23 protein-coding genes are annotated in these 22,476 nt (G+C 70.6%); 10 read left to right on the forward strand and 13 right to left on the reverse strand.

The window, feature by feature from the left end; genetic code table 11:
• The first annotated feature begins 10 nt into the window (after positions 1 to 10).
• Positions 11 to 502 (forward strand): Rieske (2Fe-2S) protein, encoded by a 492-nt coding sequence (locus ABT369_RS19840; RefSeq protein ID WP_350613773.1) that lies wholly within the window; start codon positions 11 to 13, stop codon positions 500 to 502.
• A 157-nt stretch (positions 503 to 659) separates the two neighbouring features.
• Here the strand turns inward: ABT369_RS19840 and ABT369_RS19845 are convergent, their stop codons facing one another.
• Positions 660 to 3,095 (reverse strand): FtsX-like permease family protein, encoded by a 2,436-nt coding sequence (locus tag ABT369_RS19845; RefSeq protein ID WP_350613774.1) that lies wholly within the window; start codon positions 3,093 to 3,095, stop codon positions 660 to 662.
• A complete protein-coding gene (locus ABT369_RS19850) occupies positions 3,089 to 3,826 on the reverse strand; it encodes an ABC transporter ATP-binding protein (RefSeq protein WP_350613776.1) in 738 nt (245 codons plus the stop codon). The genes ABT369_RS19845 and ABT369_RS19850 overlap by 7 nt, the downstream gene beginning before the upstream one ends.
• Positions 3,827 to 3,994: 168 nt before the next feature.
• On the opposite strand from ABT369_RS19850, the gene ABT369_RS19855 reads away from it, so the two are divergent.
• Together ABT369_RS19855 and ABT369_RS19860 are read left to right on the forward strand one after the other, a co-directional pair.
• A complete protein-coding gene (locus ABT369_RS19855) occupies positions 3,995 to 5,179 on the forward strand; it encodes a sensor histidine kinase (protein WP_350613777.1) in 1,185 nt (394 codons plus the stop codon).
• 103 nt (positions 5,180 to 5,282) lie between these two features.
• Positions 5,283 to 5,945 carry a response regulator gene (locus ABT369_RS19860; RefSeq protein WP_350613778.1) on the forward strand — a complete coding sequence of 221 codons (663 nt, stop codon included), beginning with the start codon at positions 5,283 to 5,285 and terminating at the stop codon, positions 5,943 to 5,945.
• 53 nt (positions 5,946 to 5,998) lie between these two features.
• Here the strand turns inward: ABT369_RS19860 and ABT369_RS19865 are convergent, their stop codons facing one another.
• Genes ABT369_RS19865 through ABT369_RS19875 form a run of 3 tightly spaced genes read right to left on the reverse strand, consistent with a single transcriptional unit; the run spans position 5,999 to position 9,200 of the window.
• A complete protein-coding gene (locus ABT369_RS19865) occupies positions 5,999 to 7,534 on the reverse strand; it encodes a sensor histidine kinase (RefSeq protein WP_350613779.1) in 1,536 nt (511 codons plus the stop codon).
• Positions 7,531 to 8,226 (reverse strand): response regulator transcription factor, encoded by a 696-nt coding sequence (locus ABT369_RS19870; RefSeq protein WP_350613780.1) that lies wholly within the window; start codon positions 8,224 to 8,226, stop codon positions 7,531 to 7,533. Before ABT369_RS19870 ends, ABT369_RS19865 begins: the two co-directional genes overlap by 4 nt.
• Positions 8,227 to 8,276: 50 nt before the next feature.
• Positions 8,277 to 9,200, reverse strand: coding sequence for a hypothetical protein (locus ABT369_RS19875; protein ID WP_350613781.1), 924 nt, complete (start codon positions 9,198 to 9,200; stop codon positions 8,277 to 8,279).
• Between the two features lie 3 nt (positions 9,201 to 9,203).
• On the opposite strand from ABT369_RS19875, the gene ABT369_RS19880 reads away from it, so the two are divergent.
• Entirely contained in the window at positions 9,204 to 9,512 is a 309-nt protein-coding gene (locus ABT369_RS19880; protein WP_350613782.1) for a hypothetical protein, read from the forward strand.
• On the opposite strand, the gene ABT369_RS19885 is transcribed toward ABT369_RS19880, so the two are convergent.
• The 5 genes from ABT369_RS19885 to ABT369_RS19905 all read right to left on the reverse strand — a co-directional run bounded on the left by ABT369_RS19885 (position 9,490) and on the right by ABT369_RS19905 (position 14,737).
• Positions 9,490 to 9,636, reverse strand: coding sequence for a hypothetical protein (locus ABT369_RS19885; RefSeq protein ID WP_350613783.1), 147 nt, complete (start codon positions 9,634 to 9,636; stop codon positions 9,490 to 9,492). The genes ABT369_RS19880 and ABT369_RS19885 overlap by 23 nt on opposite strands.
• A gap of 37 nt (positions 9,637 to 9,673) precedes the next feature.
• Positions 9,674 to 9,973, reverse strand: coding sequence for a hypothetical protein (locus ABT369_RS19890; RefSeq protein WP_350613784.1), 300 nt, complete (start codon positions 9,971 to 9,973; stop codon positions 9,674 to 9,676).
• Between the two features lie 15 nt (positions 9,974 to 9,988).
• Entirely contained in the window at positions 9,989 to 11,626 is a 1,638-nt protein-coding gene (locus tag ABT369_RS19895; RefSeq protein ID WP_350614040.1) for a sodium:solute symporter family protein, read from the reverse strand.
• Positions 11,627 to 11,735: 109 nt separating this feature from the next.
• A complete protein-coding gene (locus ABT369_RS19900) occupies positions 11,736 to 12,110 on the reverse strand; it encodes a response regulator (protein WP_350613785.1) in 375 nt (124 codons plus the stop codon).
• Entirely contained in the window at positions 12,107 to 14,737 is a 2,631-nt protein-coding gene (locus tag ABT369_RS19905; RefSeq protein ID WP_350613786.1) for an ATP-binding response regulator, read from the reverse strand. Before ABT369_RS19905 ends, ABT369_RS19900 begins: the two co-directional genes overlap by 4 nt.
• A gap of 68 nt (positions 14,738 to 14,805) precedes the next feature.
• Here ABT369_RS19905 and ABT369_RS19910 point away from each other — a divergent pair, with 68 nt between their 5' ends.
• The gene (locus ABT369_RS19910) at positions 14,806 to 15,027 is read left to right on the forward strand and encodes a hypothetical protein (protein WP_350613787.1); all 222 of its coding nucleotides are present in this window, start codon (positions 14,806 to 14,808) and stop codon (positions 15,025 to 15,027) included.
• Here the strand turns inward: ABT369_RS19910 and ABT369_RS19915 are convergent.
• The gene (locus ABT369_RS19915; protein WP_350613788.1) at positions 14,977 to 15,342 is read right to left on the reverse strand and encodes a TraR/DksA family transcriptional regulator; all 366 of its coding nucleotides are present in this window, start codon (positions 15,340 to 15,342) and stop codon (positions 14,977 to 14,979) included. The two genes, ABT369_RS19910 and ABT369_RS19915, sit on opposite strands and share 51 nt — an antisense overlap.
• Before the next feature lie 115 nt (positions 15,343 to 15,457).
• On the opposite strand from ABT369_RS19915, the gene ABT369_RS19920 reads away from it, so the two are divergent.
• Complete coding sequence (locus tag ABT369_RS19920; RefSeq protein ID WP_350613790.1) at positions 15,458 to 15,826, forward strand: ATP-binding protein; 369 nt, start codon at positions 15,458 to 15,460, stop codon at positions 15,824 to 15,826.
• 12 nt (positions 15,827 to 15,838) lie between these two features.
• Here the strand turns inward: ABT369_RS19920 and ABT369_RS19925 are convergent, their stop codons facing one another.
• Positions 15,839 to 16,180 (reverse strand): STAS domain-containing protein, encoded by a 342-nt coding sequence (locus ABT369_RS19925; protein WP_350613791.1) that lies wholly within the window; start codon positions 16,178 to 16,180, stop codon positions 15,839 to 15,841.
• 320 nt (positions 16,181 to 16,500) lie between these two features.
• Between ABT369_RS19925 and ABT369_RS19930 the strand changes: the two genes are divergently transcribed.
• The gene (locus ABT369_RS19930; protein ID WP_350613792.1) at positions 16,501 to 16,782 is read left to right on the forward strand and encodes a hypothetical protein; all 282 of its coding nucleotides are present in this window, start codon (positions 16,501 to 16,503) and stop codon (positions 16,780 to 16,782) included.
• 60 nt (positions 16,783 to 16,842) lie between these two features.
• Here ABT369_RS19930 and ABT369_RS19935 read toward each other — a convergent pair whose 3' ends face one another.
• Positions 16,843 to 17,529 (reverse strand): HAD family hydrolase, encoded by a 687-nt coding sequence (locus ABT369_RS19935; RefSeq protein ID WP_350613794.1) that lies wholly within the window; start codon positions 17,527 to 17,529, stop codon positions 16,843 to 16,845.
• A 42-nt stretch (positions 17,530 to 17,571) separates the two neighbouring features.
• On the opposite strand from ABT369_RS19935, the gene ABT369_RS19940 reads away from it, so the two are divergent.
• The 3 genes from ABT369_RS19940 (at position 17,572) to ABT369_RS19950 (ending at position 21,911) form a co-directional block, all read left to right on the forward strand.
• On the forward strand, positions 17,572 to 17,751 hold the full coding sequence (locus ABT369_RS19940) for a hypothetical protein (RefSeq protein WP_350613795.1): 180 nt from the start codon (positions 17,572 to 17,574) through the stop codon (positions 17,749 to 17,751).
• A 373-nt stretch (positions 17,752 to 18,124) separates the two neighbouring features.
• On the forward strand, positions 18,125 to 21,355 hold the full coding sequence (locus ABT369_RS19945) for a S8 family serine peptidase (protein ID WP_350613797.1): 3,231 nt from the start codon (positions 18,125 to 18,127) through the stop codon (positions 21,353 to 21,355).
• Between the two features lie 100 nt (positions 21,356 to 21,455).
• Entirely contained in the window at positions 21,456 to 21,911 is a 456-nt protein-coding gene (locus ABT369_RS19950; RefSeq protein ID WP_350613798.1) for a MaoC family dehydratase, read from the forward strand.
• The last annotated feature ends 565 nt before the right edge of the window (positions 21,912 to 22,476 follow it).

Here is a 22,476-nt window from a genome sequence, read left to right on the forward strand (position 1 = left end):
TCGAAGAACCATGTGCACTCCCACCCGACGTACCCTGCTGGCCGGGGCCACCGCGGCCGGCCTGGCGACGGCCCTCTCCGGCTGCGCCGCGTACGGCCTCGACAGCGCCAACCCGGCCGGCCCCGCGGACAACGCCGCCGGCACCGGCGATGGCACCGGCGATGGCGGCACCGGTGACCAGGGCGGTGCCGGCCCGAACGGCGCCACCGCCAACGCCGCGAGCTTCGCCAAGACGAGCGACATCCCGGTCGGCGGGGGCAAGATCTTCGCCGACCAGAAGATCGTCGTCACCCAGCCCACGGCCGGCACCTTCCGCTGCTTCACCGCGGTCTGCACCCACGCCGGCTGCGTCGTGGGCGACGTATCCGAGGGCACCATCAACTGCCCCTGCCACGGCAGCCGCTTCAAGGTCGCCGACGGCTCGGTGGCCGCCGGCCCCGCCAAGAAGGCGCTCGGCGCGATCGCCATCAAGGTGACCGGCGACGCCATCTCCAAAGCCTGACTCCCACAGGGTCGAGTGCCCGTCGTCCGTCCTCTTCGGACAGTCGACGGGCACTCGGCTGCCCTACCGGCAACGCTTCCCGACCCACCGTCGTTCGCCCTCCCCTGGACGCGGCTGACCTGGCACGAACGCGCATCACCGCTCGCGATCGTCCGGCTCATGACGGCATCCGGATCGCGCGCTCCCGCAGCATCCGCCGAGTGGGCAGCACCCCGGCCAGCAGCGCGAGCAGAAGACAGAGCCCGACCACCCCGCCGATGACCGACCACGGCACCACGAGCTCCACGGCCGCCCCGACCTGTTGACTGAGCCCGGCCCGGATGCTCACCAGCGCCCCGAACGCGACCACCCCGCCGAGCACCGCCCCGATGAGCACGACCAGCGCCGACTCCGCCGCGACGTACCCGGCCACCTGCCTCCGCGTCGCCCCCGCCAGGCGCATCACCCGCAGGTCAGCCGCCCGCCCCTGAGCCGCCATCAGCAGCGTGTTCGCGACCGCGAGCGCCCCGTAGCCGGCCGAGACCCCGATCAGCATCAGCGTGAACAGCCACACCAGCCGGTCCTCGGAACTGTCCGCCTCGGCGGCCCACGTCGCCACGTCGATCACCCGCGCCCCGGCGCCCGGCGGCGCGCTCACCGCTGCGTCCCCGCCGCCTGGCAGATAGATGGTCGACGTCAGCGCCGACGGATCGTGCCGCCGAACGGTCTCCCGTGCCAGCAACAGATCCGCTCGTACCGATCGATCGGCCACCACCGCCACCACCCGCAACGTCACCCGCTCACCGTCGGCGAAGACGACCGGATAGGAGTCCCCCACCTCGCGGCGCACCGACTCGGCGACCACCGCCGTGTCCGTCTCGTTGAGCTCCTCGAGCGAGCCCGCGACCACCCGCGCCCCGCGATCGGTACGGATGAACGCGGTCGTGTCCACCCCGAGCGCGCTCCAGGCCCGCGGGGTCGTCCCGCTCCCGTTCTCCGGCGCGAACACCGTCGTCGGCAGCATCGCGGCGCCCGGCACGGCGGCCACGGCGGCGTCGGACAGCCCCGGCGTCCGGTCCGGCACCAGCACCTGCCCCGCGTCGACGTCCGCGGCCCGCCCCGCCGCGTACGCCTCTGTCGTCGTACGCACCATCCCCGCCACCAGCACCGCGAACGCGACGGTCAGCAGCACCGGCGCGGCCGTGGACGCCGTCCGCCGCGCCGCGGTCGACGCCCCCTCGCGCACGAGCAGCCCGATCGCGCCACCGCCCTGCCGAAGCGGCAGGCGCCACAGTCCGACGATCGGCCGTACCGCCGCCGGCGCCAGCGCCACCATCCCGGTGATCAGGGCCATGGCGGCGTACAAGGCAAACGTCGCCCCGTCCTGCGCATCCTCCGCGGTCGCCGTGCCGACTGCCAGCGCGATGCCCAACGTCGTCAGCAGCCCGCCGGCAACCCACCGCAGCCGCCCCATGCGCCGCCGTTCGACGACCGCCTCACGCAGTGCCTCCAGCGGCCGTACCCGAGCCGCCCGCCGAGCCGCCGACCACGCCCCCAGCACCGCGACCACCGGCCCCAGCACAAGCACGGCCACGAACGGCAGCAGCTCATACCGCACCTCATACGTCGTCGGCTCCAGCCCCGCCTCGACCAGCGCTCGTCCTACGATCGGTGCCCCAGCCGCCCCGACGATGCTGCCGAGGACCGCTCCGACACCGCCGACGAGGAGCGCCTCGCCGTAGACCATCCGCCGCACCTGCCGCGGCGTGGCTCCGATCGCCCGCAGGAGCCCGAGTTCCCGCCTGCGCTGGGCGACGGAGAACGCGAACGTCGACGCGACCACGAACACCGTGACGAACCCGGCGAGCGTCGCCACCCCCGTGAGCGCCTGCATGCCGACCCATCGCGCTCGTGCGTCGTCCCGCGGCTCCAGCGCACCCCGCTCGTCGCCGGACAGCACCCGCCCGTCGTCACCCACGACGTCCCGTGCGGCCGCCGCCACCGCGCCCGGGTCCGCGCCCGGCCCCAGCACCAGCCCGATCGCCCGCACTCCCGGCGCCAGCTCCGCCGCCACCGCGTCCGCCACCAGATAGCCGGGCGCGTCAACGAGTCCCGTCACGGTGTACGGCACCGGCCCGGTCGCCGTCAGCAGCGTCACCGAGCTCCCGGGCCGGAACCCGAGCGCCCGATCGACCACGACTTCGCCGGGCCGCCGCGGCTGCGCACCCGAGACGAGCGACAGTCCGCCGAGCCGGACCGAGGACCAGCCGTGCCCCTCGTAGGAGTCCTGCCGCTGCCCCTCCACCGCGGCCGGCCGACCGTCCACGAGGGCTTGAACGTAGAAGCTCCGATCCGGCACAACGGCCTCGACACCGAGCACCGCACCAAGCCTTCGGCTGAGATCGTCGGTCTTCGCCGCCGACCACGGCACCGTCGGCGGGAAGGCCTCGGCCGGACTTCGGCTCCCGGGCGCCTGGACGACGACGGCCGCGGCGGCGAGCCGGTCCGGAACGATCGGACGCCCCGCGAGGAGCAACATCAGGGCAAGGAGGACGAGCGCGATCCCGACCACGACGGCCACGAGCGCACCGGCCATCCGGCGGATCCTCAGCACGAGTCCTCCAGGTGTGTGGTGCGGGCCGCGATCTCCTCCGCCGTGAGCGGACGGCGGACGTCGTCGGCGATCCGGCCGTCCGCGAGGAACACAATTCGGTCGGCGCGGGCGGCGGCCACCGGATCGTGGGTCACCATCACCACCGTCTGCCTGCGCTCATCAACCAGCGCCCGGAGCAGGCCGAGGATGTGGCGCGAGGTCACGCTGTCCAGCGCGCCCGTCGGCTCGTCGGCGAACACGACCGCCGGTCGGCTGATCAGTGCCCGGGCGACCGCCACCCGCTGCTGCTCGCCGCCGGAGAGCTCGCTCGGGCGATGCCCGAGCCGGTCGGCCAGTCCGACCACGGTGAGCGCGGCCACGATGTCGGCAGCCGGCGGGCGGCGACCCGCGAGCCGCATCGGCAGTGCGACGTTCTGCTCGGCGGTGAGCGCGGAAACCAGATTGAACGCCTGAAACACGAAGCCGATCCGGTCGCGCCGCAGCCGAGTCAGGTCGTCTTCGCTCAGCCCGTCGAGCACGACTCCGTCGACGGTGACGGAGCCGCCGGCCGGACGGTCGAGGCCGGCCGCGCAGTGCAGCAGTGTCGACTTGCCGGAGCCGGACGGTCCCATCACCGCCGTGAAGGTGCCGCGCTCGAAGGCCACCGATACTCCGTCGAGCGCGACAAGCTGCCGTGCGCCGTCGCCATAAGTGGCCCGGACGCTATCCAGAACAACGGTCTGCGTCGTCATGGTCCGCAACTTTGCCCGGCGGGGCGGGATCGCACATCGGACCGGGATGGACACTTTTCGTTCCGACCGCTGTGGTACGCCGAGGCGGAAAATGCCCGCTTCTCATACCTGGGTATGACGGCTCGCGGGCCGACGCGCAAGTCCGCCCCGACCGCTACCGTCGAGCCCATGGAACTCCCACCGGTGCTGACCCGGAGGCTGACTCCGAAGGGTCTCTACGCACTCGACGCAGTCGCGGCGATCGTCGTCGCGGTGATCTGCTGGGCCGCCGCGCTCGAGGTGCCCAAGCAGGGACTGCGGGAGCCGACCTGGGTATCAGCACTCGTCGCGGTGGTGTTCGGTCTGAGCGTTGCCCTCCGGCGGCGCTGGACCTATGCGATGGCCTTCACCGCCACGGCCGCGGCGGTGATCAGCCTGGCCACTCAGATCATCCCTGTCTTCGCGTCCTTCGGACCCGCCTGCGCGCTGTCTCTGGTCTTCTACACCTTCGGCGCCTACGCGCGAAACTGGAAGGGCATGTTCGTCATCATCACGTGCGGCGCACTGGTGAGCGCGAGCATGGTCGGCTCGATACTCCTCTCCGACGAGCCGCCCTCCGGCGATTCCCCGTCGACGTTCTTCGCCGCGCTCTTCGGCTTCCTCGTCATCGCGCCGGCCCAGACACTCGGCTTCGCGATCGGTGAACGACGCGCCCAGACCATCGAGCGCAACCAGCACATGGTGCGGCAGGCCACGGTCGAGGAACGGCTCCGAGTGGCCCGCGAGCTGCACGACGTCATCGCCCACACGATGACGTTGATCGTGGTGAAGGCGTCGATCGGCAACCACGTCGCGGAGGCCAACCCGGCCGAGGCCCGCGACGCGCTCCAGGTCATCGAGTCGACCGGCCGGGCGGCGATGCTCGAGGTGCGCCGGGTGCTCGACATCCTGCGGGAGGACACCCCGTATGCGCCCACCCGCGGCCTGGGGGACCTGCCGGCCCTCGTCGAGCTGGCATCCGTGGGCGGGGTCCAGGTCCGGCTCGACGTCGAGCGACCGGAGGGGCCGGCGGTCGGAGAGATGCCGGAGGCGGTGGAGCTGGCGGTGTACCGGATCGTGCAGGAGGCGATCACCAACGTGGTCAAGCACGCGGCGCCGGCCCAGTGCCACGTGAGCGTGGTGGTGAACGCGGAGGAGGTGCGCATCGAGGTGAACGATGACGGGAAGCGCCCGCCTCGCCCCGATGCAGTCGGGCACGGATTGACGGGGATGCGCGAGCGGGTGACGTTGCACGGGGGGACGTTCGCCGCCGGACCGCGGGCCGAGGGCGGCTACTCGGTGCGGGCGCTACTGCCGGCCGGAGGCGCCGCGTGAGCCGACGGCCGAGCGTGAGTCAACGAACGAACGCAAACCAGCGGACGGAAGCGAACGACCAAACGAACGCCAGCCACCGGACGGACGCGGACGGGGGTGGCTCGTGATTCGGGTGTTGATTGCGGATGATCAGGCGTTGTTGCGGGGGAGCTTTCGGGCGCTCATCGACCTCAGTGGGGACTGCGGCACGGTTGGGGAGGCCGGCACCGGGGACGAGGCGGTTCGGCTCGCGGGTGAGCAGCGGCCGGATGTGGTGCTCATGGATGTGCGGATGCCGGGGATGAACGGGATCGACGCGACCCGGACGATCTGCGGGGATCCCGAGCTCGGCTCCGTGCGGGTGCTGATGTTGACGACCTTTGATCTCGATGAGTATGTGTACGGGGCGCTGCGGGCGGGGGCCAGTGGGTTTCTCGTCAAGGACACGCCGCCCGCGGAGTTGCTCAATGGGATTCGGGTTGTGGCCGGTGGGGAGGCGTTGTTGTCGCCGTCGGTTACTCGGCGGCTCATTTCGGAGTTTGCTCGGCGGCCGCAGCCGGAGCGCCCGATTCCTCGGCGGCTCGAGGGGATTACGGACCGGGAGCGGGAGGTGCTCATGCTCGTCGGGCGTGGATTGTCCAACACCGAAATCGCCACGCATCTCGGGTTGAGCCTCGCCACGGTCAAGACGCATGTCGGGAGGGTTCTTGCCAAGCTCGAGGTGCGGGATCGGGCGCAGTTGGTGATCGTCGCGTATGAGACGGGGTTGGTTTCGGTGGGTATCTGAGTACGGGGGCCACCGGAAGGGATTGAGGCAAGGCCAGCCCGTGCGGGGAAGAGTTAGCGGGCTGGGTTCAGCAAGGGGATTCGCACTCGGAAGGTGGCGCCCTCCTGGGGGGCTGTCCTCAGGGTTACCTCGCCGTTGTGGGCTGCTACCAGGGCGGCCACGATTGACAGGCCCAGGCCTGAACCGCCCAGGGCTCGGGTCCGGCTCGGGTCCGTGCGGTAGAAGCGTTCGAAGACTCTTGCCGCGTCCTCCGACGTCATGCCGGGGCCGTTGTCCGAGACCTCCAGGATGGCCTGGTCCGCCTCGGTACCCACGTAGACGGTGACCTCGGTGCCGGCGGGGGTGTGGTTCAGCGCGTTCGACAGGAGGTTCTGCAGGACCTGGCGGAGGCGGGCCTCGTCGCCGAGGACGATTGGGGCCTCGGTGTCGGCGTCGTCGTCGTCGCTGTTCGGGGTGCGCAGGCGTAGGCGGTGGTGGTCGCCGGCCGTTACTCGGGCGTCGATCATCGCGTCGGTTGCCAGGGACAGGAGGTCCACCGGCTTCTTCTCCAAGGGGCGCTGCTGGTCCATGCGGGCCAGGAGCAGGAGGTCGTCCACGAGGAGGCCCATGCGCGTCGCGTGGTGCTCGATTCGGCCGATGTTGTCGTCGTGGTGGCCGGACTGGCGGTACAGCTCGGCGAAGCCGCGGATCGAGGTCAGCGGGGTGCGGAGTTCGTGGGAGGCGTCGGCCACGAAGCGGCGCATCCGGCCCTCCGAGGCCAGCGCGGACTGCTCGGAGGCCAGGGCCGCCTGCTCCGAGGCCAAGGCCGCTTCCTCCGAGGCTCGGCGCTCCTCGAAGGCGGTCTCGATCTGGCCCAGCATGGTGTTGAGGGCCCGGGCCAGGCCGCCGACCTCGGTGCGCGGGTCGGCCTCGGGGACTCGGCGGCTCAGGTCGCCGGCGGCGATGGCCTCGGCGGTCTCCTCGACCTCGACCAGGGGGCGGAGGCTGGAGCGGACCAGGAGGTAGGCGACCACGGCCAGGATCAGCAGGACGAAGCCGCCGATGGTGGCGCTCATGACGACCAGGCGGCTGACCGTGTTGTCGATCTCGTCGAAGCTGATGGCGATCAGCACCGGCGGGCCGTCATTCGTACGGCTTCCCGGCATGGCGTGTGCCGCCACGAGCACGCGCCAGGAGTGGCCCGTGCCGTCGCGTGACTCGGCGGTGGAGTAGGTGCCGATGACGCCGGGCCCGAGCGCCGAGAGTCCGCCGATGCCGTCCCACGTTTCCGGGGTCACGGGCTTGGCCTGGTCGGCGGAGCTGCGGGTGAAGACCTGGTCCTCGAACGTGCCGTTACCCCGGCCGCACGCGACGAAGTAGCCGCTGCGCAGGACCGGTGCGCCATAGCCGCGGCCCGGGTTGGGGCCGTTCGAGCCGTCGTCGCAGTTGTGGAAGGCGTCGTTGAAGCTCTGCAGCAGCTGGTCGTCGACCCGGTTGATCAGGTAGTCGCGGGTGCTGATGACGCCGGCGATGCCGGTTGTGGCCAGGGCCGCCGCGAGCAGGACGAGCATGAGAACGACGAGCTTGACGCGCAGCGGCCAGGATTTCATGTGCGTGGCAACCGCAGCGAGTAGCCGACGCCGCGCAGGGTCTGCAGGAGGCGGGGCTCGGTGGTGTCGATCTTCTTGCGCAGGTAGGAGACGTAGGACTCCACGACGCCCGCGTCGCCGCCGAAGTCGTACTGCCACACGTGGTCGAGGATCTGGGCCTTGGACAGGACGCGGCCGGGGTTCGTCATGAAGTACCGCAGCAGCTTGAACTCGGTCGGCGAGAGCTGGACCTCCTGGCCCGCCTTGAACACCTCGTGGGTGTCCTCGTCGAGCTCGATGTCGGCGAAGTTCAGCCGCGACGTCTGCGCGGACGCGCCGCCCGCGGGGTCGGCGACCCGGCGCAGGACGGCCTGGATGCGGGCCAGGATCTCGGAGAGGCTGAACGGCTTGGTGACGTAGTCGTCGCCGCCCAGGGTGAGGCCCTTGATCTTGTCCTCGGTGGCGTCACGGGCCGTCAGGAACAGCACCGGCACGCGGGTGCCCTCGCCGCGGAGCTTGCGCAGCACCTCGAAGCCGTCGAGCTCGGGCATCATGACGTCGAGCAGGATCATGTCGGGCCGGAAGCGCCGCGCCTCCTCCATCGCCTGGCGGCCACTGGTGGCGCTGGCGACGTCGTAGCCGTGGTACTTGAGGCTCGCGGAGAGCAGTTCGACGATGTCCGGCTCGTCGTCGACCACAAGCAGCCGCGTCATGATTCGCTCCAGATTGCGTCAGAATTTTCCTGAAGTTCCCTTGTCACGTCTCAGACTGCCGCCGCTACCTGACGGCCCGATGCGGTTTTCCTGAAAACCGGCTGTGAACCGCCTGCGACGGCCGCGAGCAGCACCGGAAACTCAAGGTAGGCGTGGTAGGACGCGAAGGCGCCGTAGAGCGCGCGGCCGGTGGCGTAGTCGATCGCGAACGGGATCGCGAGCAGCGCGGCGAGGCCGAGGCCGAGCAGCCAGGCGCGGCGGCCCAGCAGGAAGCGCGGGGCCTCCGGGGCATACCGCGGCAGGAAGAAGACCCACACGAAGTAGTGCATGGTCTGCAGGAACGCGAACACGACCAGGAACCGGGTGCCGACCAGGGCCGACGACCCCGGCGGGGCGATCGAGGCCACGACCGGCGACGACACCAGCCCGCGCAGCGCGAAGTCGAACGCGCCGGCCAGCACGAGCGCGGGCAGCACCAGCACCCACGCGACCTGCGTCCAGCGGAACGGCCCCGGCCGCCGCAGCCGCCCGGCCCACTCCCACAGGAAGAACAGCGGGACGACGTTGTGGAGATGAGCCAGGACGACGAAGTGGTACTGGCTGAAGGCCAGCGACACCAGGGCCGCGACGAGCAGCACCAGGAGCCCGAGGACGAGCCGGGCACCGCGCAGCGCGTGCACACAGGCGGCCGCGAGCACGGCGTAGCCGACGAGGATCTCCGCGTACCGGGCCGGATCGCCGACGACGAGCGCGGCCAGGCGGCACAGCACGATCGCGGTGATCAGCCCGAGCAGCACCGCCAGGAAGCGCCCGGTCAGCAGGAACGAGAACCGCCCGGCGACGTACCGCAGCTCGAGCACGTTGTGCAGCGCCCCGAACGCGATCAGCCCGCCGACCGTGACCGCCAGCGGCGCGCCCAGGGCCAGCCCGAGCGCGGCGGCCGCGGCCGCGACGAAGAGCAGGCTTATCTTCATCGGGTGCTCCGGGCGCTGCTGCTGACGCTGGCCGTCGAGGTGCCGCTGTACACGGCGGCCCTGACCGCCCTGAGGCTCACGACCGGGAGGAAGGCCCTCGTGCTCGGCGTGGTGGTCAACCTGGTGACCCATCCGGCCCTGTGGCTGTTCCTCACCCGCCATCCGGGCGCGCTCTGGCCGGCCGAGGCCCTGGCGACGGCGGTGGAGGCACTGATCCTCGCGATCGCCGTCAACAGGGACAGGCCGCTGATCGTCGCCATCGCGCTCGGGGCCAACGCCGCCTCGCTGCTCATCGGCCTGACCGTCGCCTGAGGAACCACACGAGCAGCACGACCAGCGCGGCGACGAACACCACGCAGGCCAGGCCGATCACGACCAGCGCAGATGAACCCGGGACAGACGGCTGCGGCGCCACATCAGCCAGCAGAATTTCCATGCCGAGCAGTCTGCGGCGCCGCAGCGCGAAAGGATATCTACTCCCCGACCTTGTTCGCCGCAGGAGTGTCCGCCGGAGGAATGTCCGAGCTCTCCGGCGGCTCGGCCGGCCGCAGCCACTGCCACAGCAGGAACAGCAGCCCCAGCGCGAGCATCCCGAGCCCGATCCACAGGTTGATGCGCACGCCCGCGGCCTTGTCGATCTCGGCCTGCGAGTCGAAGATGCCGAGGACCGTCACGATCACGCCGTACACCGTGAACAGGCCCCCGATGACCCGCCGCACGTCGAACAGCCGAGCCGCCCGGGCGGTGTCGACCTTCTGCTCGTCGTCACTCATCACAACCCCTTTGGCCTACAGGAACGGCAGGTAGAAAGCGAAGGCCAGCACGAGGGCGCCCGTGCCGAGCAGCACCGGCGAGCGGTACCACGCGGTGTCCCCGGCGATCGCGTCGGCCCGCAGGTCGTGGGCGCCCACGCCGTACACGAGGCCGTCGAGCTCCGAGTCCTCCTTCGGGCGGGTCAGGGGCGTGACGATGATGGCCACGATCGCCACCGTCACGAACGCGATGCCCGCGCCCCAGAACGACTCGTCGAGGTCGGAGCCGAACGTGAACCAGCCGAACCACTTGTAGCCGGCGTAGGTGATGAACGCGGCGACCGTGCCCAGCAGCAGCCCCCAGAATCCGGCCCAGGCGGACATACGCTTCCAGAACATGCCGATGATGAACGCGGCGAACAGCGGGGCGTTGAACAGCGAGAACAGCGCCTGGATGTAGTCCATGATGTTGCTGTAGCCGGACGCGATGAACGCGGTGCCGATGCCGACCACGACACCGGCGACGGTGATGAGCCGTCCGATGCGCAGGTAGTAGCCGTCCGGCTTGTCCTTGGCGATGTACTCCTGCCAGATGTCGTAGGTGAACACCGTGTTGAACCCGGACACGTTGGCCGCCATGCCCGCCATGAACGACGCGAGGAGCCCGGTCACGGCGATGCCGAGCACGCCGTTGGGCAGGAAGTCGCGCATGAGCAGCGGGACGGCGTTGTTGTACTGCAGGTCACCGGTCTCCGCCCCGAGCCCCTTCACCGTCACCAGCGCGACGAGGCCGGGGATCACCGTGACGAACGGGATCAGCAGCTTGGGGTACGCGGCGATGATCGGCGTGCGCCGCGCCGCGCTCATGTTGCGGGCCGACAGACCGCGCTGGACCTCGGCGAAGTTCGTCGTCCAGTAGCCGAAGGAGAGCACGAAGCCCAGGCCGAAGACGATGCCCCACCACGGCGCGCCGAGCGGGTTGTCGGAGCCCGCGGTGTTGGACCAGGTGTGCAGGCCCGCGTCGCCGAGCTTGGTGCTGTTGCGTACGGCGTCGAAGAGCCCGCCGATGCCGCCGACCTTCACCAGGCCGACGATCGCGATGGGCAGCAGGCCCGCGATGATCACGAAGAACTGCAGCACCTCGTTGTAGATGGCGCTGGAGAGGCCGCCCAGCGTGATGTACACGAGGACGATCGCCGCCCCGACGACGATCGCGATCCACAGCGGCCAGCCGAGCAGCGCCTGCATGATCAGGGCGAGCGCGTAGAGGTTGACGCCCGCGATCAGCACCTGGGCGAGCGCGAAGGACAGCGCGTTGAGCAGGTGCGCGGGCCGGTTGAAGCGCCGGCGCATGTACTCGGGGACGCTGCGCACCTTCGAGCCGTAGTAGAACGGCATCATCACGATGCCCAGGAACACCATCGCGGGGACGGCGCCGATCCAGTAGTAGTGGACCGTCATCAGGCCGTACTTCGCCCCGTTGGCGGCCATGCCCAGGATCTCCAGGGCGCCCAGGTTGGCGGAGACGAACGCGAGGCCCGTCACCCAGGCCGGCAGCGAGCGGCCGGAGAGGAAGAAGTCGACGCTGTTGCGGATCGAGCGGCGGGCGGCGAGACCCACGCCCAGGACGGTGATGAAGTAGAGCGCGAGCAGGACGTAGTCGAATGCGTCCATCTGCAGGCGCAGCCCATCGGCGACTGTCTGCACCCGTTCCTCCCTTTGCCGGTACGAGTGGAGCGTCGAGGCTCCTACCCAACCGGGGGTGAGGATCAAACCATGGTCGTCAACGCAGATGGTTTGCGAGCAACGTCACGAGATCGGCGGCCGCATACGGTTTGTCCAGGAACGCGTCGCACCCGGCGTCCATCGCCGCGGCCCGCTCGTGCGGCAGGACGCTCGCGGTCAGCGCGATCACCGTCGGCCGCTCGGGCGCCGCCTGCATCTCGGCGGCGAGCTCCAGCCCGTTGCCGTCGGGCAGGTTGACGTCCAGCAGCACCACGTCGACGTCGTGTGCGGCGAGCGCGGCACGCGCGTCGGCGATCGAGCCGGCTTCCAGCAGATCCGCATCTCGTACGGCGGCGGCCCCGGCCCGCGCCAGAATGGCCCGCACGAGCACGCGGTTGAGCTCCTCGTCCTCCACAAGCAGCACCCGGCTCATTGCACGGCCCCTTCCTGGCGAGCATCGGTCAGGGAGTTGGCCACCGCGGCCAGGCCGACCCACTCGCGCACCCCGTCGGCGGCCGAGCCCCTCGGCACGGTGCCGATGACCTTCCCGGTCAGGCGGAGCCGGTCCGCGTCGGACAGGTCCGGCTCGGTGAGCGCGAGCACCGGGATGCCCTGCGTCGACGGCTCCTGGTCGAGGCCCGCGAGCAGCGCGAACCCGTCGACGCCCGGCATCTGCAGGTCGCAGATGATCAGGTCGAAGCGCCGGTCGCGGGACAGCCGCAGCCCCTCGGCGCCGTCGTCGCAGGTGACCACGGCGATGCCCGCCTCGGTCAGGCGCTGCTCGACGACCGCCCGGGTCGTGTCGTCGCGGTCCACGACCAGTACCGATGCCGGCTCCTGACCCGGCCCCGGGCGCAGCGCGGGCGCCACGTGCCGGGCGAGCTGGGCCAGCAGCGCGTCGTGGTCCACCGGCTTGACGAAGAAGTCGGCCGCGCCCAGGGCCAGCCCCGCGCGCCGGTCGTCGACGATCGTGGCGAAGAAGACCGGGATCGCGGCCAGGTGCTCGTCGCGCTTGAGCCGGCGGATCACGTCCCAGCCGTCGAGCCCGGGCATGATCACGTCGAGCAGGATCGCGTCCGGCCGCCAGACGCCGGCCTCGGCCAGCCCGGCCTCGCCGCTGGAGGCGGTGCGCACCGCGTAGCCCGCGCCGGCCAGGTAGGCCTCGAGCAACTCGGCCGCCCGCGCGTCGTCGTCGATGACGAGCACCCGGCCGCGGCCGGGCGCCGGGGCGGGGCTCGCGCCGGGCTCGTCGTGCGGGGCCTGGGCGGCGGGCAGCCGTACCGTGAACCGGCTCCCCTCCCCGGGCGCCGATTCGAGCGAGATGGCCCCGCCGTGCGCCTCGACCAGCCGGCGGGTGAGCGCGAGCCCGAGCCCGGTGCCGGCCTTACGCTGGGCGGCCGAGCCGAGCTGCTGGAACTCCTCGAAGACCCGCTCGTGGTCCTCGGTCGCGATGCCGATGCCGCTGTCGGCGACGGTGATCGCCACCGACTCGTTCGCCGGGGAGACCGTGACCGCGATGAGCCCTCCCTCGGGCGTGAACTTGATCGCGTTGGAGAGCAGGTTGTCGAGGATCTGCCGCAGCCGCAGCGGGTCCGCGCACACCGCGGTGGTCGGCGGCACGTCGAGGTACACCTGAAGCCCCTTGCGGTCCGTGAGCGGCCGCAGGGCGGTGATGACCTCGCCCACCGCGGCGTCGAGCGAGATCGGCTCGAGGCTGAGCTCCAGGCGGCCGGACTCGACCTTGGCCAGGTCCAGGATGTCGTTGATCAGGCCCAGCAGGTGCCGGCCGCTGCCGTGCACGTGGTCGACCCACTCGGCGGGGACGCTGCGCCGGTCGCCGTCGGGCTGCTCGGCCCGCATGAGGTCACTGAAGCCGATGATCGCGTTGAGCGGCGTGCGCAGCTCGTGGCTCATGCCGGCCAGGAAGTCGCTCTTGGCCTGGCTGGCGCGGGTGAGGGCGGCGACGGACTCGGCCAGGGCGGCGGCGAGCTCGCGCTGCTCGGCCAGCACGGCGCCGCGCTCGGCGAGCACCTTCGCCTGTGCCCCGAGCACCCCGCTGAGGCGCAGGTCGTCGGCGCTGAACAGGGACCAGTACCGGTCCAGCAGCAGCACCGTGCCCACCCCGGGCATCGCGAGCGCGGTGGCCAGGCGGGTGCCGGTGGCCCGGGCGAGCGGGTGGTCCTTCGGCAGGTGGACCGGCTGGCGGGCGGCGGCGAGCGCGTCCACGTCGAAGTCGACGCGCTCGTGCGGCAGGTGGGTGCCGGAGCGGCACACGGCGGCGATGCGCTCGAGATTCCTGTCCAGGAGCAGGACGGCATCGGTACCGGTGGTGTCGTGCACGACGTGCACGAAGCGCCGCCACACCTGGCCGGTGCCCACATCGGCCGGCAGTCGCTGCAGGTCCCCGGTGGCCTCGTACCACACCGACGCCGACATCATCCGGCGCAGGAACGCGGGCGGGAGGAAGGCGAGCAGGTACAGCACCGCGCCCACGAGCCCGACCACCCGCCCGGCCGGCTGCCACCAGACCTGCTGGCCCGGGTAGCGGGCGGACGCGGTGAACAGCATGAGCATCATCACCGGGTAGAGGTAGGTGGCCCCGGCGGCGAGGCGGAGCCGGGCCCGTCCGGCGCCGGAGCGGCGGGCGCTCACCCGCAGCAGGACCGTGCCCGCGATCGCCTCGGTGACCGTGAAGGTGATGGTGACCAGGGTGAGGTAGGGCAGGCTGAGCGGCCGGGGCGCGGCCGTCACCGCGGCGATGCTGCCCAGCAGGAGCACGAGCAGCGCGCCGTCCAGCCACCGCGGGACCCGGCCGAGACGTGACGCGAGGCGCACGGTGAGGTACGGCTGCAGCAGTAACAACGCGGTCGCGAGCGCGCTGGCGGCGACGGGCACGGGGCGGCCCGTCTGCTCGCGGATCGCGGCGTTGATGCCCACGGCCAGGGTCGGCAGGAACAGCAGGGCGGTGTCGCGCTGGAGTGGATCCCGATGCCGGATGTACGCCGCCAGCGCCCGCACAAACACGGCCGCCAGCAGGATGGTTGTGATCAGAGTTACCATATGACTACGCCCCGTTACGTTCGTGAACGGGACTCACTGTAGCCAGCCGACGGGACGCGGGGGACCGGATGAGCGATGATGCGCTGCGCGTCACCGTCGCCACGGCCACCCACGACCTGTCCAACGCCCTCGGCGCGGTCCTGAACTACACGACCTTCCTCGCCGAGGACCTCGCCGGCTCCGGGCGCGCGCCGGAGTACCTGCCGCACCTGCAGAGCGCGGCCGAGCGTGCCCTCGCCTTAGTAGCGGGACTCACTGCGGCTCTTGCACGCGACGCAGAGGGTGACTGACGGGAACGCCGCCAGCCGGGCGACCGGGATCTCCCCGGCGCAGGTCTCACACGTGCCGTAGTGCCCGGTGTCGAGGCGCTCCAGCGCCCGCTCGACCTGGTCCATCCGGTTGCGGATCGACACGGCCAGCGCGAACTCCTGCTCACGGTTGAACGCCTTGGTGCCGAGGTCGGCCACGTCGTCGCCGGCGTCCACGACGCCCGCGAGCGTCATCTCGGCCACCGTCGTGGTGTACTCCGACTCCAGTTCCTCCCGCCGGCCGAGCAGGGCCGTGCGGATGTCCTGGGTACGGGTCTCAGGAAATACGAGCGTCATCGGAGGCCCCCGGCTTCAGCGTCTGCGGCGGAATTAATGGCTTCCCGGGTGCCCCGCCGAGTGGTTGCCCAAACCTGACTGTTTTTTGCGACCGGCACAGGGCACCATGAATACCGTGGAGGGGGATTCGATCCAGGTGGACGTGCCCGCGGGTCAGGCCCGCACGGCGCGCCGCGTGATCACCCAGGCAGTCGAGGCCTGGGGACTGCCCCATCTGACCCGCGGCGCGGTCATGGTCGGCCACGAACTCGTCGCCAACGCCCTGCGCCACGGCCTCCCGCCGGCCGTCCTGCGGCTGCTGCGCCGGGGCGACTGCCTCGTCATCGAGGTCGGCGACAGCAGCGACCAGGTGCCCCGCATCGCCGACATCGACAACCTGACCAGCACCTCCGGCCGGGGCATGCAGATCGTCAACACCCTCGCGCGCACGTGGGGAGTCCGGCCGCACCAGGGCGGCAAGACCGTGTGGGCGGAAATCTCCTAGTTCGGCGATCCCCTAGTTCGGCACCGGCTCGCTGGTGATCGGCAGGATCTGGTCCAGCCCGGTGATCTCCAGCGTCACGCGCACGTCCTCGTTGGGGTGGGCCACCACCAGCTCCGCGCCCACGTTCTTGGCGCGCCGCCAGCACCCGACCAGCGTGCCGAGGCCGCTCGAGTCGATGAACGACAGATGTGTGAGGTCGACCACGACCTCCCGCGCGCCCGTATCCAGCTCGGCCACGACCGCCGTGAGCAGGCTCGGGGCCGTGTCCAGGTCCAGCTCCCCGGTCAGCACCAGGTGGGCATGGCCATTGCGCCGGTGGGTCGCCAGTTCCCAGATCGCCTCGTCGTCAACCACCTGGTAGTCCCTTTCTGCATCACTGGTCAACAGTGTGGGGTACCCAATCGGTGGAGTTCAAACGCTCAGACCTGGTTGCCCTCGATCGGCTCATCGCGCAAGACTCGGGCGTATGCGTGCTGCGTACCTGGTCGAGGCCGGACGGCAGGTGTCCGGCTCGCTGAACCTGGTCCACACGATCCGGCGATCGCTGGCCGCCTGCGTGCCCGAGTTCGCCGACTGGGCCCAGCTCATGATCGTCGGCCGGGCCGAGGCGACGTTCACCGCCCGCGGGCCCGTCGGTCGGCCGCCGCACGGGGATCGACGAGCACGCGGAGCTGGTGCTGCGCTTCGCGGAGTTCCGCGACTCGGCCCGGCGGCGGTGGGCCGCGGTCATCGGCGAGGACGCCTCCACGCCCCTGGCCGATGACGCGCTGGACCACGCGCCGCACTCGCTGTCGGCCGCGTCCCGCCTCCTTCGCGAGGCCGACGACTGGCTCACGGAGCTGTACTCGGCCCGCGGCGGTCCCTCGTCCGCGATCCCCGCGCTCTGGTCGGCCCTGCGCACCGTCGTGGGCGAGCCGCTGCCCGAGGCGGCGCGGCACTTGGAGCTTGTGCGATAAGTCGGGCGCTGCGCGCCACGACTTATCGGATTTATACCCCGACGCTGGTTATGTCGCTTTTTACGCTAACGCCATGCGAAATGCGGTCGTAAGGGCCTCGTCGAGATGGTCCAGCAGATCCTGCGGGTCCTCGTAGACGCCCGCCGCGCCGTGGTCGAGCAGCTCCGCCGCGCACAGCCCGCCGCTCGTCAGGCCGACGCACGGGATCGAGAGCTGCCCGGACGCGCGCACGTCCCAGACCGAGTCGCCCACGAACACCGTCTCGTCCGCCGACAGGCCCGAGCGCTCCAGCGCCACCTGCACGATGTCCGGCGCCGGCTTGCTCTGCTCGGCGTCGTCGGCGCTCGTCACCGCGGTCAGGGACCCGTCGGCGTCGAGGCAGTGCAGCAGCGCGTCCAGTTCGGGATGAGAGGCGGACGTCGCCAGTACCACCTTGAGACCCCGATCCGCGCAGGAGTCCAGCAGCCGCCGCGCCCCCGGCAACGGCCGCAGCGCGGGCCACAGCGGCGCGTAGAGCGCGGAGTGCGCGGCCCGGATCGCGTCGTCGTCCGACGAGTCGTGGCCGGCCCCGAGCAGCTCGTCGAGGATCTTGTCGGAGCCCATCCCGATCGCGCGGTGGATGCGCGCCATGGGCACGTCGTGATCATGCTGCCGCAGCGCCTGCCACCAGGCCACGACGTGCAGGTACACGCTGTCGACGAGAGTGCCGTCCACATCAAAGAGCACACCGGTCACAGGTTTGGTCATAGGCCGGGTGATACCCACCCGGACGGGGGTATCACTGAATCCATGACCGAGCCCGAACGAGCGGTCGCCGTCACCGAGCCCTTCCCGGGCTTCGACGAGGACGATCTCGGCGACTTCGCCACCGAGCACTGCAGCGTCACGCTCGCCGAACAGCTGGCCGGCGGCCCCGAGCACGCCCGCGAGCCGGAGAGCCCGCACGGTCTCGCGGGCATGGACGAGTAAGCGCCCCGACCCACACCTCCTCCCACATCGCGCCGCCGACTCCCCGCCCGGGAGTCGGCGGCCTTCGTCGTGTCCCGGCCGCCGACGCCGGACGAACGACGCCAATAAATGCAAATACTCCCGGGCAGGAGTAATTCGGACTTACCCTCGTCATTGCCCTATCCACCTTTCACGATCTGATGCCACCGCGTGATTGCCCCTTTTCCATGCGTGGGAAAGCTGGCATGTTGAGGCATCACCTCCACCCGTGAGAGGGGGCACGATGGGCCGACGGAGATGGGTGCACGCCGCAGTGGCGAGCGCACTCCTACCGCCTCTGCTCGTGCTTGTCTCGGCCAGTCCGAGCGAAGCGGCACCAATCCCCGCAGGCAGCTTGAAGGCCGTCGAAAGCCTCAAGCCGGTCAACCAGACCGAGATGGCCAAGGCACCCACGAGCCGCATGGCCAAAACCGACCCGTCCCTGCTCAACCGCGACGACACCACCAAGGTGTCCATCGCGGTGAAGCTCGACTACGACTCCACCGCGACCTATTCCGGCGACATTGCCGGATATGCCGCGACGAGTCCTTCCGTAACCGGCAAGGCGCTGTCCGGGAACGCCGACGAAAAGCGGTACGAAAACCGAATCGCCGGAATCGAGGACAAGTTCATCGCGGACCTCAAGAAGCAGGTCCCCGACGCCAAGATCGGACAGCGGCTCCGCACGGTCTACGGCGGCATCGCGCTCACGGTGCCGGCCAACAAGGTCAACACCATCCTGACCATCGACAACGTGGTCGCCGTCCAGGCCGACAAGGCCCAGCAGCCGCAGACCGACTCCTCGCCGAGCTTCATCGGCGCGGACCAGGTCTACCCGCAGCTCGGCGGCGCTCCGAACGCCGGCAAGGGCGTCATCTTCGGCTCGCTGGACAGCGGCATCTGGCCGGAGCACCCGTCCTTCGCCGACAACGGCAACCTCGGCGCACCACCGGCCAAGGCCGACGGCACCGCCCGCGCCTGCAACTTCGGCGACAACCCGCTGACCCCGGCGAACGACCCGTTCGTCTGCAACAAGAAGGTCATCGGGGGCCAGGGCTTCCTGGACACCTACAACGCGCTGCAGGAGCCGGAGGTGTACGGGTACACCGCCCGCGACTCCGACGGCCACGGCACGCACACCGCGTCGACGGCCGCCGGTGACCCGGTCGCCTCGGCGAAGATCTTCGACATCGAGCGCGGGCCGATCAACGGCATCGCGCCCGGCGCGTGGGTCTCGGTGTACAAGATCTGCGGCGCCACCGGCTGCTACCCGAGTGACTCGGCCGCCGCGGTCGCCGCGGCGATCAAGGACGGCGTGAAGGTCATCAACTACTCGATCTCGGGCGGCTCGACGCCGTACACCGATGTCGTGGAGCTGGCGTTCTTCGACGCCTACAAGGCCGGCGTCTTCGTCGCGGCCTCGGCCGGCAACAGCGGTCCCGGGCCGAGCACGTCCGACCACCTGTCGCCGTGGGTGACCACCGTGGCGGCCTCGACCCAGAAGCGCTCGTTCGATTCGACGCTGACCCTGACGTCCTCGGACGGCACGTCGGCGACGATGACGGGCGTGTCGATCACGCCGGGCATCACCGGCCCGCTGCCGGTCGTGATGGCCTCGGCACCCCCGTACAACAACGCGCTCTGCACCAACACGCCGCCCGCCGGGCTGTTCACCGGCAAGATCGTGGCGTGCCAGCGCGGGCCGAACCGCGTGCTGAAGGGCTTCACCGTCAAGCAGGGCGGCGCGGCCGGCATGATCCTGTTCAACAGCCCGAAGGCCGACGGGCTGAGCGACAACCACTGGCTGCCGACGGTGCACCTGTCGGACGGGGCGGCGTTCCTGGCGTACGTCAGCGCCCACCCGAACGTCAAGGCCAGCTTCACCCAGGGCGAGAAGGGCACCGGCACCGGTGACGTGATGGCGAGCTTCTCGTCGCGCGGCCCGGGCGGCAACTTCATCAAGCCCGACATCACCGCGCCCGGCACGCAGATCCTGGCCGGCAACACGCCGACCCCGGACGACGTCGCCGGCGGGCCGCCGGGCCAGTACTTCCAGGCCATCGCCGGCACCTCCATGTCCTCCCCGCACATCGCCGGCTCCGCGATCCTGGAGAAGGCGCTGCACCCGGACTTCTCCCCGGGTCAGATCAAGTCGTCGCTGATGACCACGGCGACGACGAAGGTGGTCAAGGAGGACGGGGTCACCCCCGCCGACCCGTTCGACCTCGGCTCGGGCCGCGTCCAGGTCAACCTGGCCGCGAACCCCGGTCTGACGTTCGACGAGACGGCCGACCGGATGTTCGCCCTCGGCAACGACCCGGTCAACGCGGTGCAGATCAACCTGCCGTCGGTGAACGCGCCGGTCATGCCCGGCAAGCTCACCGCCGTTCGCACGGCGAAGAACGTCACGAACAAGACGCTCGTGTACCGCGTCGAGACGACGTCGCCGAAGGGCTCCACGATCACGGCGACGCCGGCTCTGTTCTCGGTCGCGCCGGGCAAGAGCCAGCAGGTCAGCATCACCATCAAGTCCAGCGCGCCGACGGCTCAGTACTTCGGCGAGGTCCGGCTCGTGCCGGTCACCGGCGGGGTGCCGACGCTGCACCTGCCGGTCGCGTTCGTGCCCAAGCAGGGCGACGTGACGGTCACCCAGACGTGCACGCCCCCCGCGATCGGCCTGCTGCAGACCAGCAAGTGCACGGTCACGGCCACCAACAACACCTTCAACGACACCACGGCGGACTTCACCACCACGTCGTCGCTGAACGTCCCGATCGCGGGGGCCAACGGCGCCAAGGTGGTCAACCCGTTCAAGGTGGAGAAGAAGGGCGCGCCCCTCGCCGGGGCGGTTCCCGGAACGCCGTCGCTGACCCCGGGCACCATCGCCGGGTACCTCCCGCTCGACCTGTTCGGGATCACCCCGACACCGATCGGCGACGAGAACCTGACGACGTTCAACGTGCCCGACTACGTCTTCAACGGCGTCACGTACAACGCGGTGACCATCTCGAGCAACGGGTACCTGTACCCGGGCAGCGATGCCAGCAACGAGAACAGCGTCTTCGATCCGAGGCCGATCCCGGACCCGTCCAAGCCGAACAACGTGCTCGCCCCGTTCTGGACCGACATGAACGGCACCGGCGCTCCGGGCCTCTTCGTGGCGACCCTGACCGACGGCGTTGACTCGTGGCTCGTGGTCGAGTGGCGGGTGAACGACTACGGCACGGCGACGGCGCGGCGGTTCCAGGTCTGGATCGGCGTCAACGGCGTGCAGGACATCGTGTTCGCCTACGACCCGGCGACGGTCACCGCGCTGCCCAACGGCCAGAACCTGGCCGTCGGGGCGGAGAACGTCACCGGCACGGGCGGCCAGGGCCTCTACAACACCCTGCCGACCGAGGACCTGCGCATCGTGAGCACCGCACCGGTGCCGGGCGCGTCGACCTCGTACACCGTGACGGTATTCGGCCTCATCCCCGGCAACGGCGAGGTCACCACGTCCGTCAGCACCCCGGCCGTGCCGGGCACGACGGTCGTGAAGAGCACCATCGCGGTGAGTGCCAAGCTCAACCGCATCGGCACCTGATCGCCGATTGAGTAAGGCGGCCGGCTCCCTTCCCGGGGGCCGGCCGCTTCTTTCTCACAAGCCCTTGCACGACGGCTCACGCCGTTTCAGGATCGAGGGCATGCGGATCTTTGCGAGCGCGGGCGAACTCCTGGCCTCGGTGGGCGAGCACCTGGGGTACAGCGAATGGCAGGAGATCACGCAGGAGCGGGTCAACCTCTTCGCCGAGGCGACGGGCGACCACCAGTGGATTCACGTGGACGCGGAGCGCGCGGCGGCCGGCCCCTTCGGCACGACGATCGCGCACGGCTTCCTGACGCTGTCGCTGCTGCCGGCCCTGGTGGCGGAGATCTACCGCGTGGACAACGTTCGCATGGGCATCAACTACGGCCTGGACCTGGTGCGCTTCCCCGCTCCGCTGCCGACTGGTTCGCGGGTTCGGGCGGGCCTTGAACTGCTGGTGGCCGACGACAAGGGCGAGGGCTGGATCCAGCTGAAGAACCGGGTGACAATCGAGCGCGAGGGCCACGAGAAGCCGGTGTGCGTGGCCGAGTCCCTGACGCGTCTCCTGATCTGATCTCACGCCTTGTGTTCGGCCGCCCCACACATGGTGATTTAGGGGCGGTCGGATTTGGTCGGCTCGGGTAGCATCGAGGAATAAGGAAGCGCACGGCCGAGGCTTCATTGCTCCTGTAGTTGCTTTGTCGCCACGACTCCCAGCCGGCTCACTACTGGCCCCGGCCGCCCGATTCCGCATGCGCGCGCGGGGTTGCTCGACGGTCGTCAGGCTGGGTTGGGGCAGACCGGAACCCCGTGCCGTGCTTGGACTTTGGCTCGGGCGGGTGTCGTCGTTGCCTTGTCGTCGCCTGCCTCGGGCGCGGCGTCGTCGCCCTTGTTACGTCCGCCTCGGCCCGACGAACACCGACCGCGATCTTCTCGGCGACGCTGCGGTGCGGCGTCCGCGCGGCATCGCGCCGGCTGCGCAAAGCCGCGGCGTCCGGGCTAGACCCGGCCGCGACGCGGGGAGACGAGCACCGGCGCGAGCGCCTGCGGTGCGGCCCCGTCGCCGGTCCGCGCGCCGGGTCGGCGACGACGCCACCCTCGTCGAACTGGCCGGCGCGCGGTGCCCAGCCCTCCAGCGA

The sequence above is a fragment of the Dactylosporangium sp. NPDC000244 genome (genome assembly GCF_040300725.1).
Classification (GTDB): Bacteria; Actinomycetota; Actinomycetes; order Mycobacteriales; family Micromonosporaceae; genus Dactylosporangium.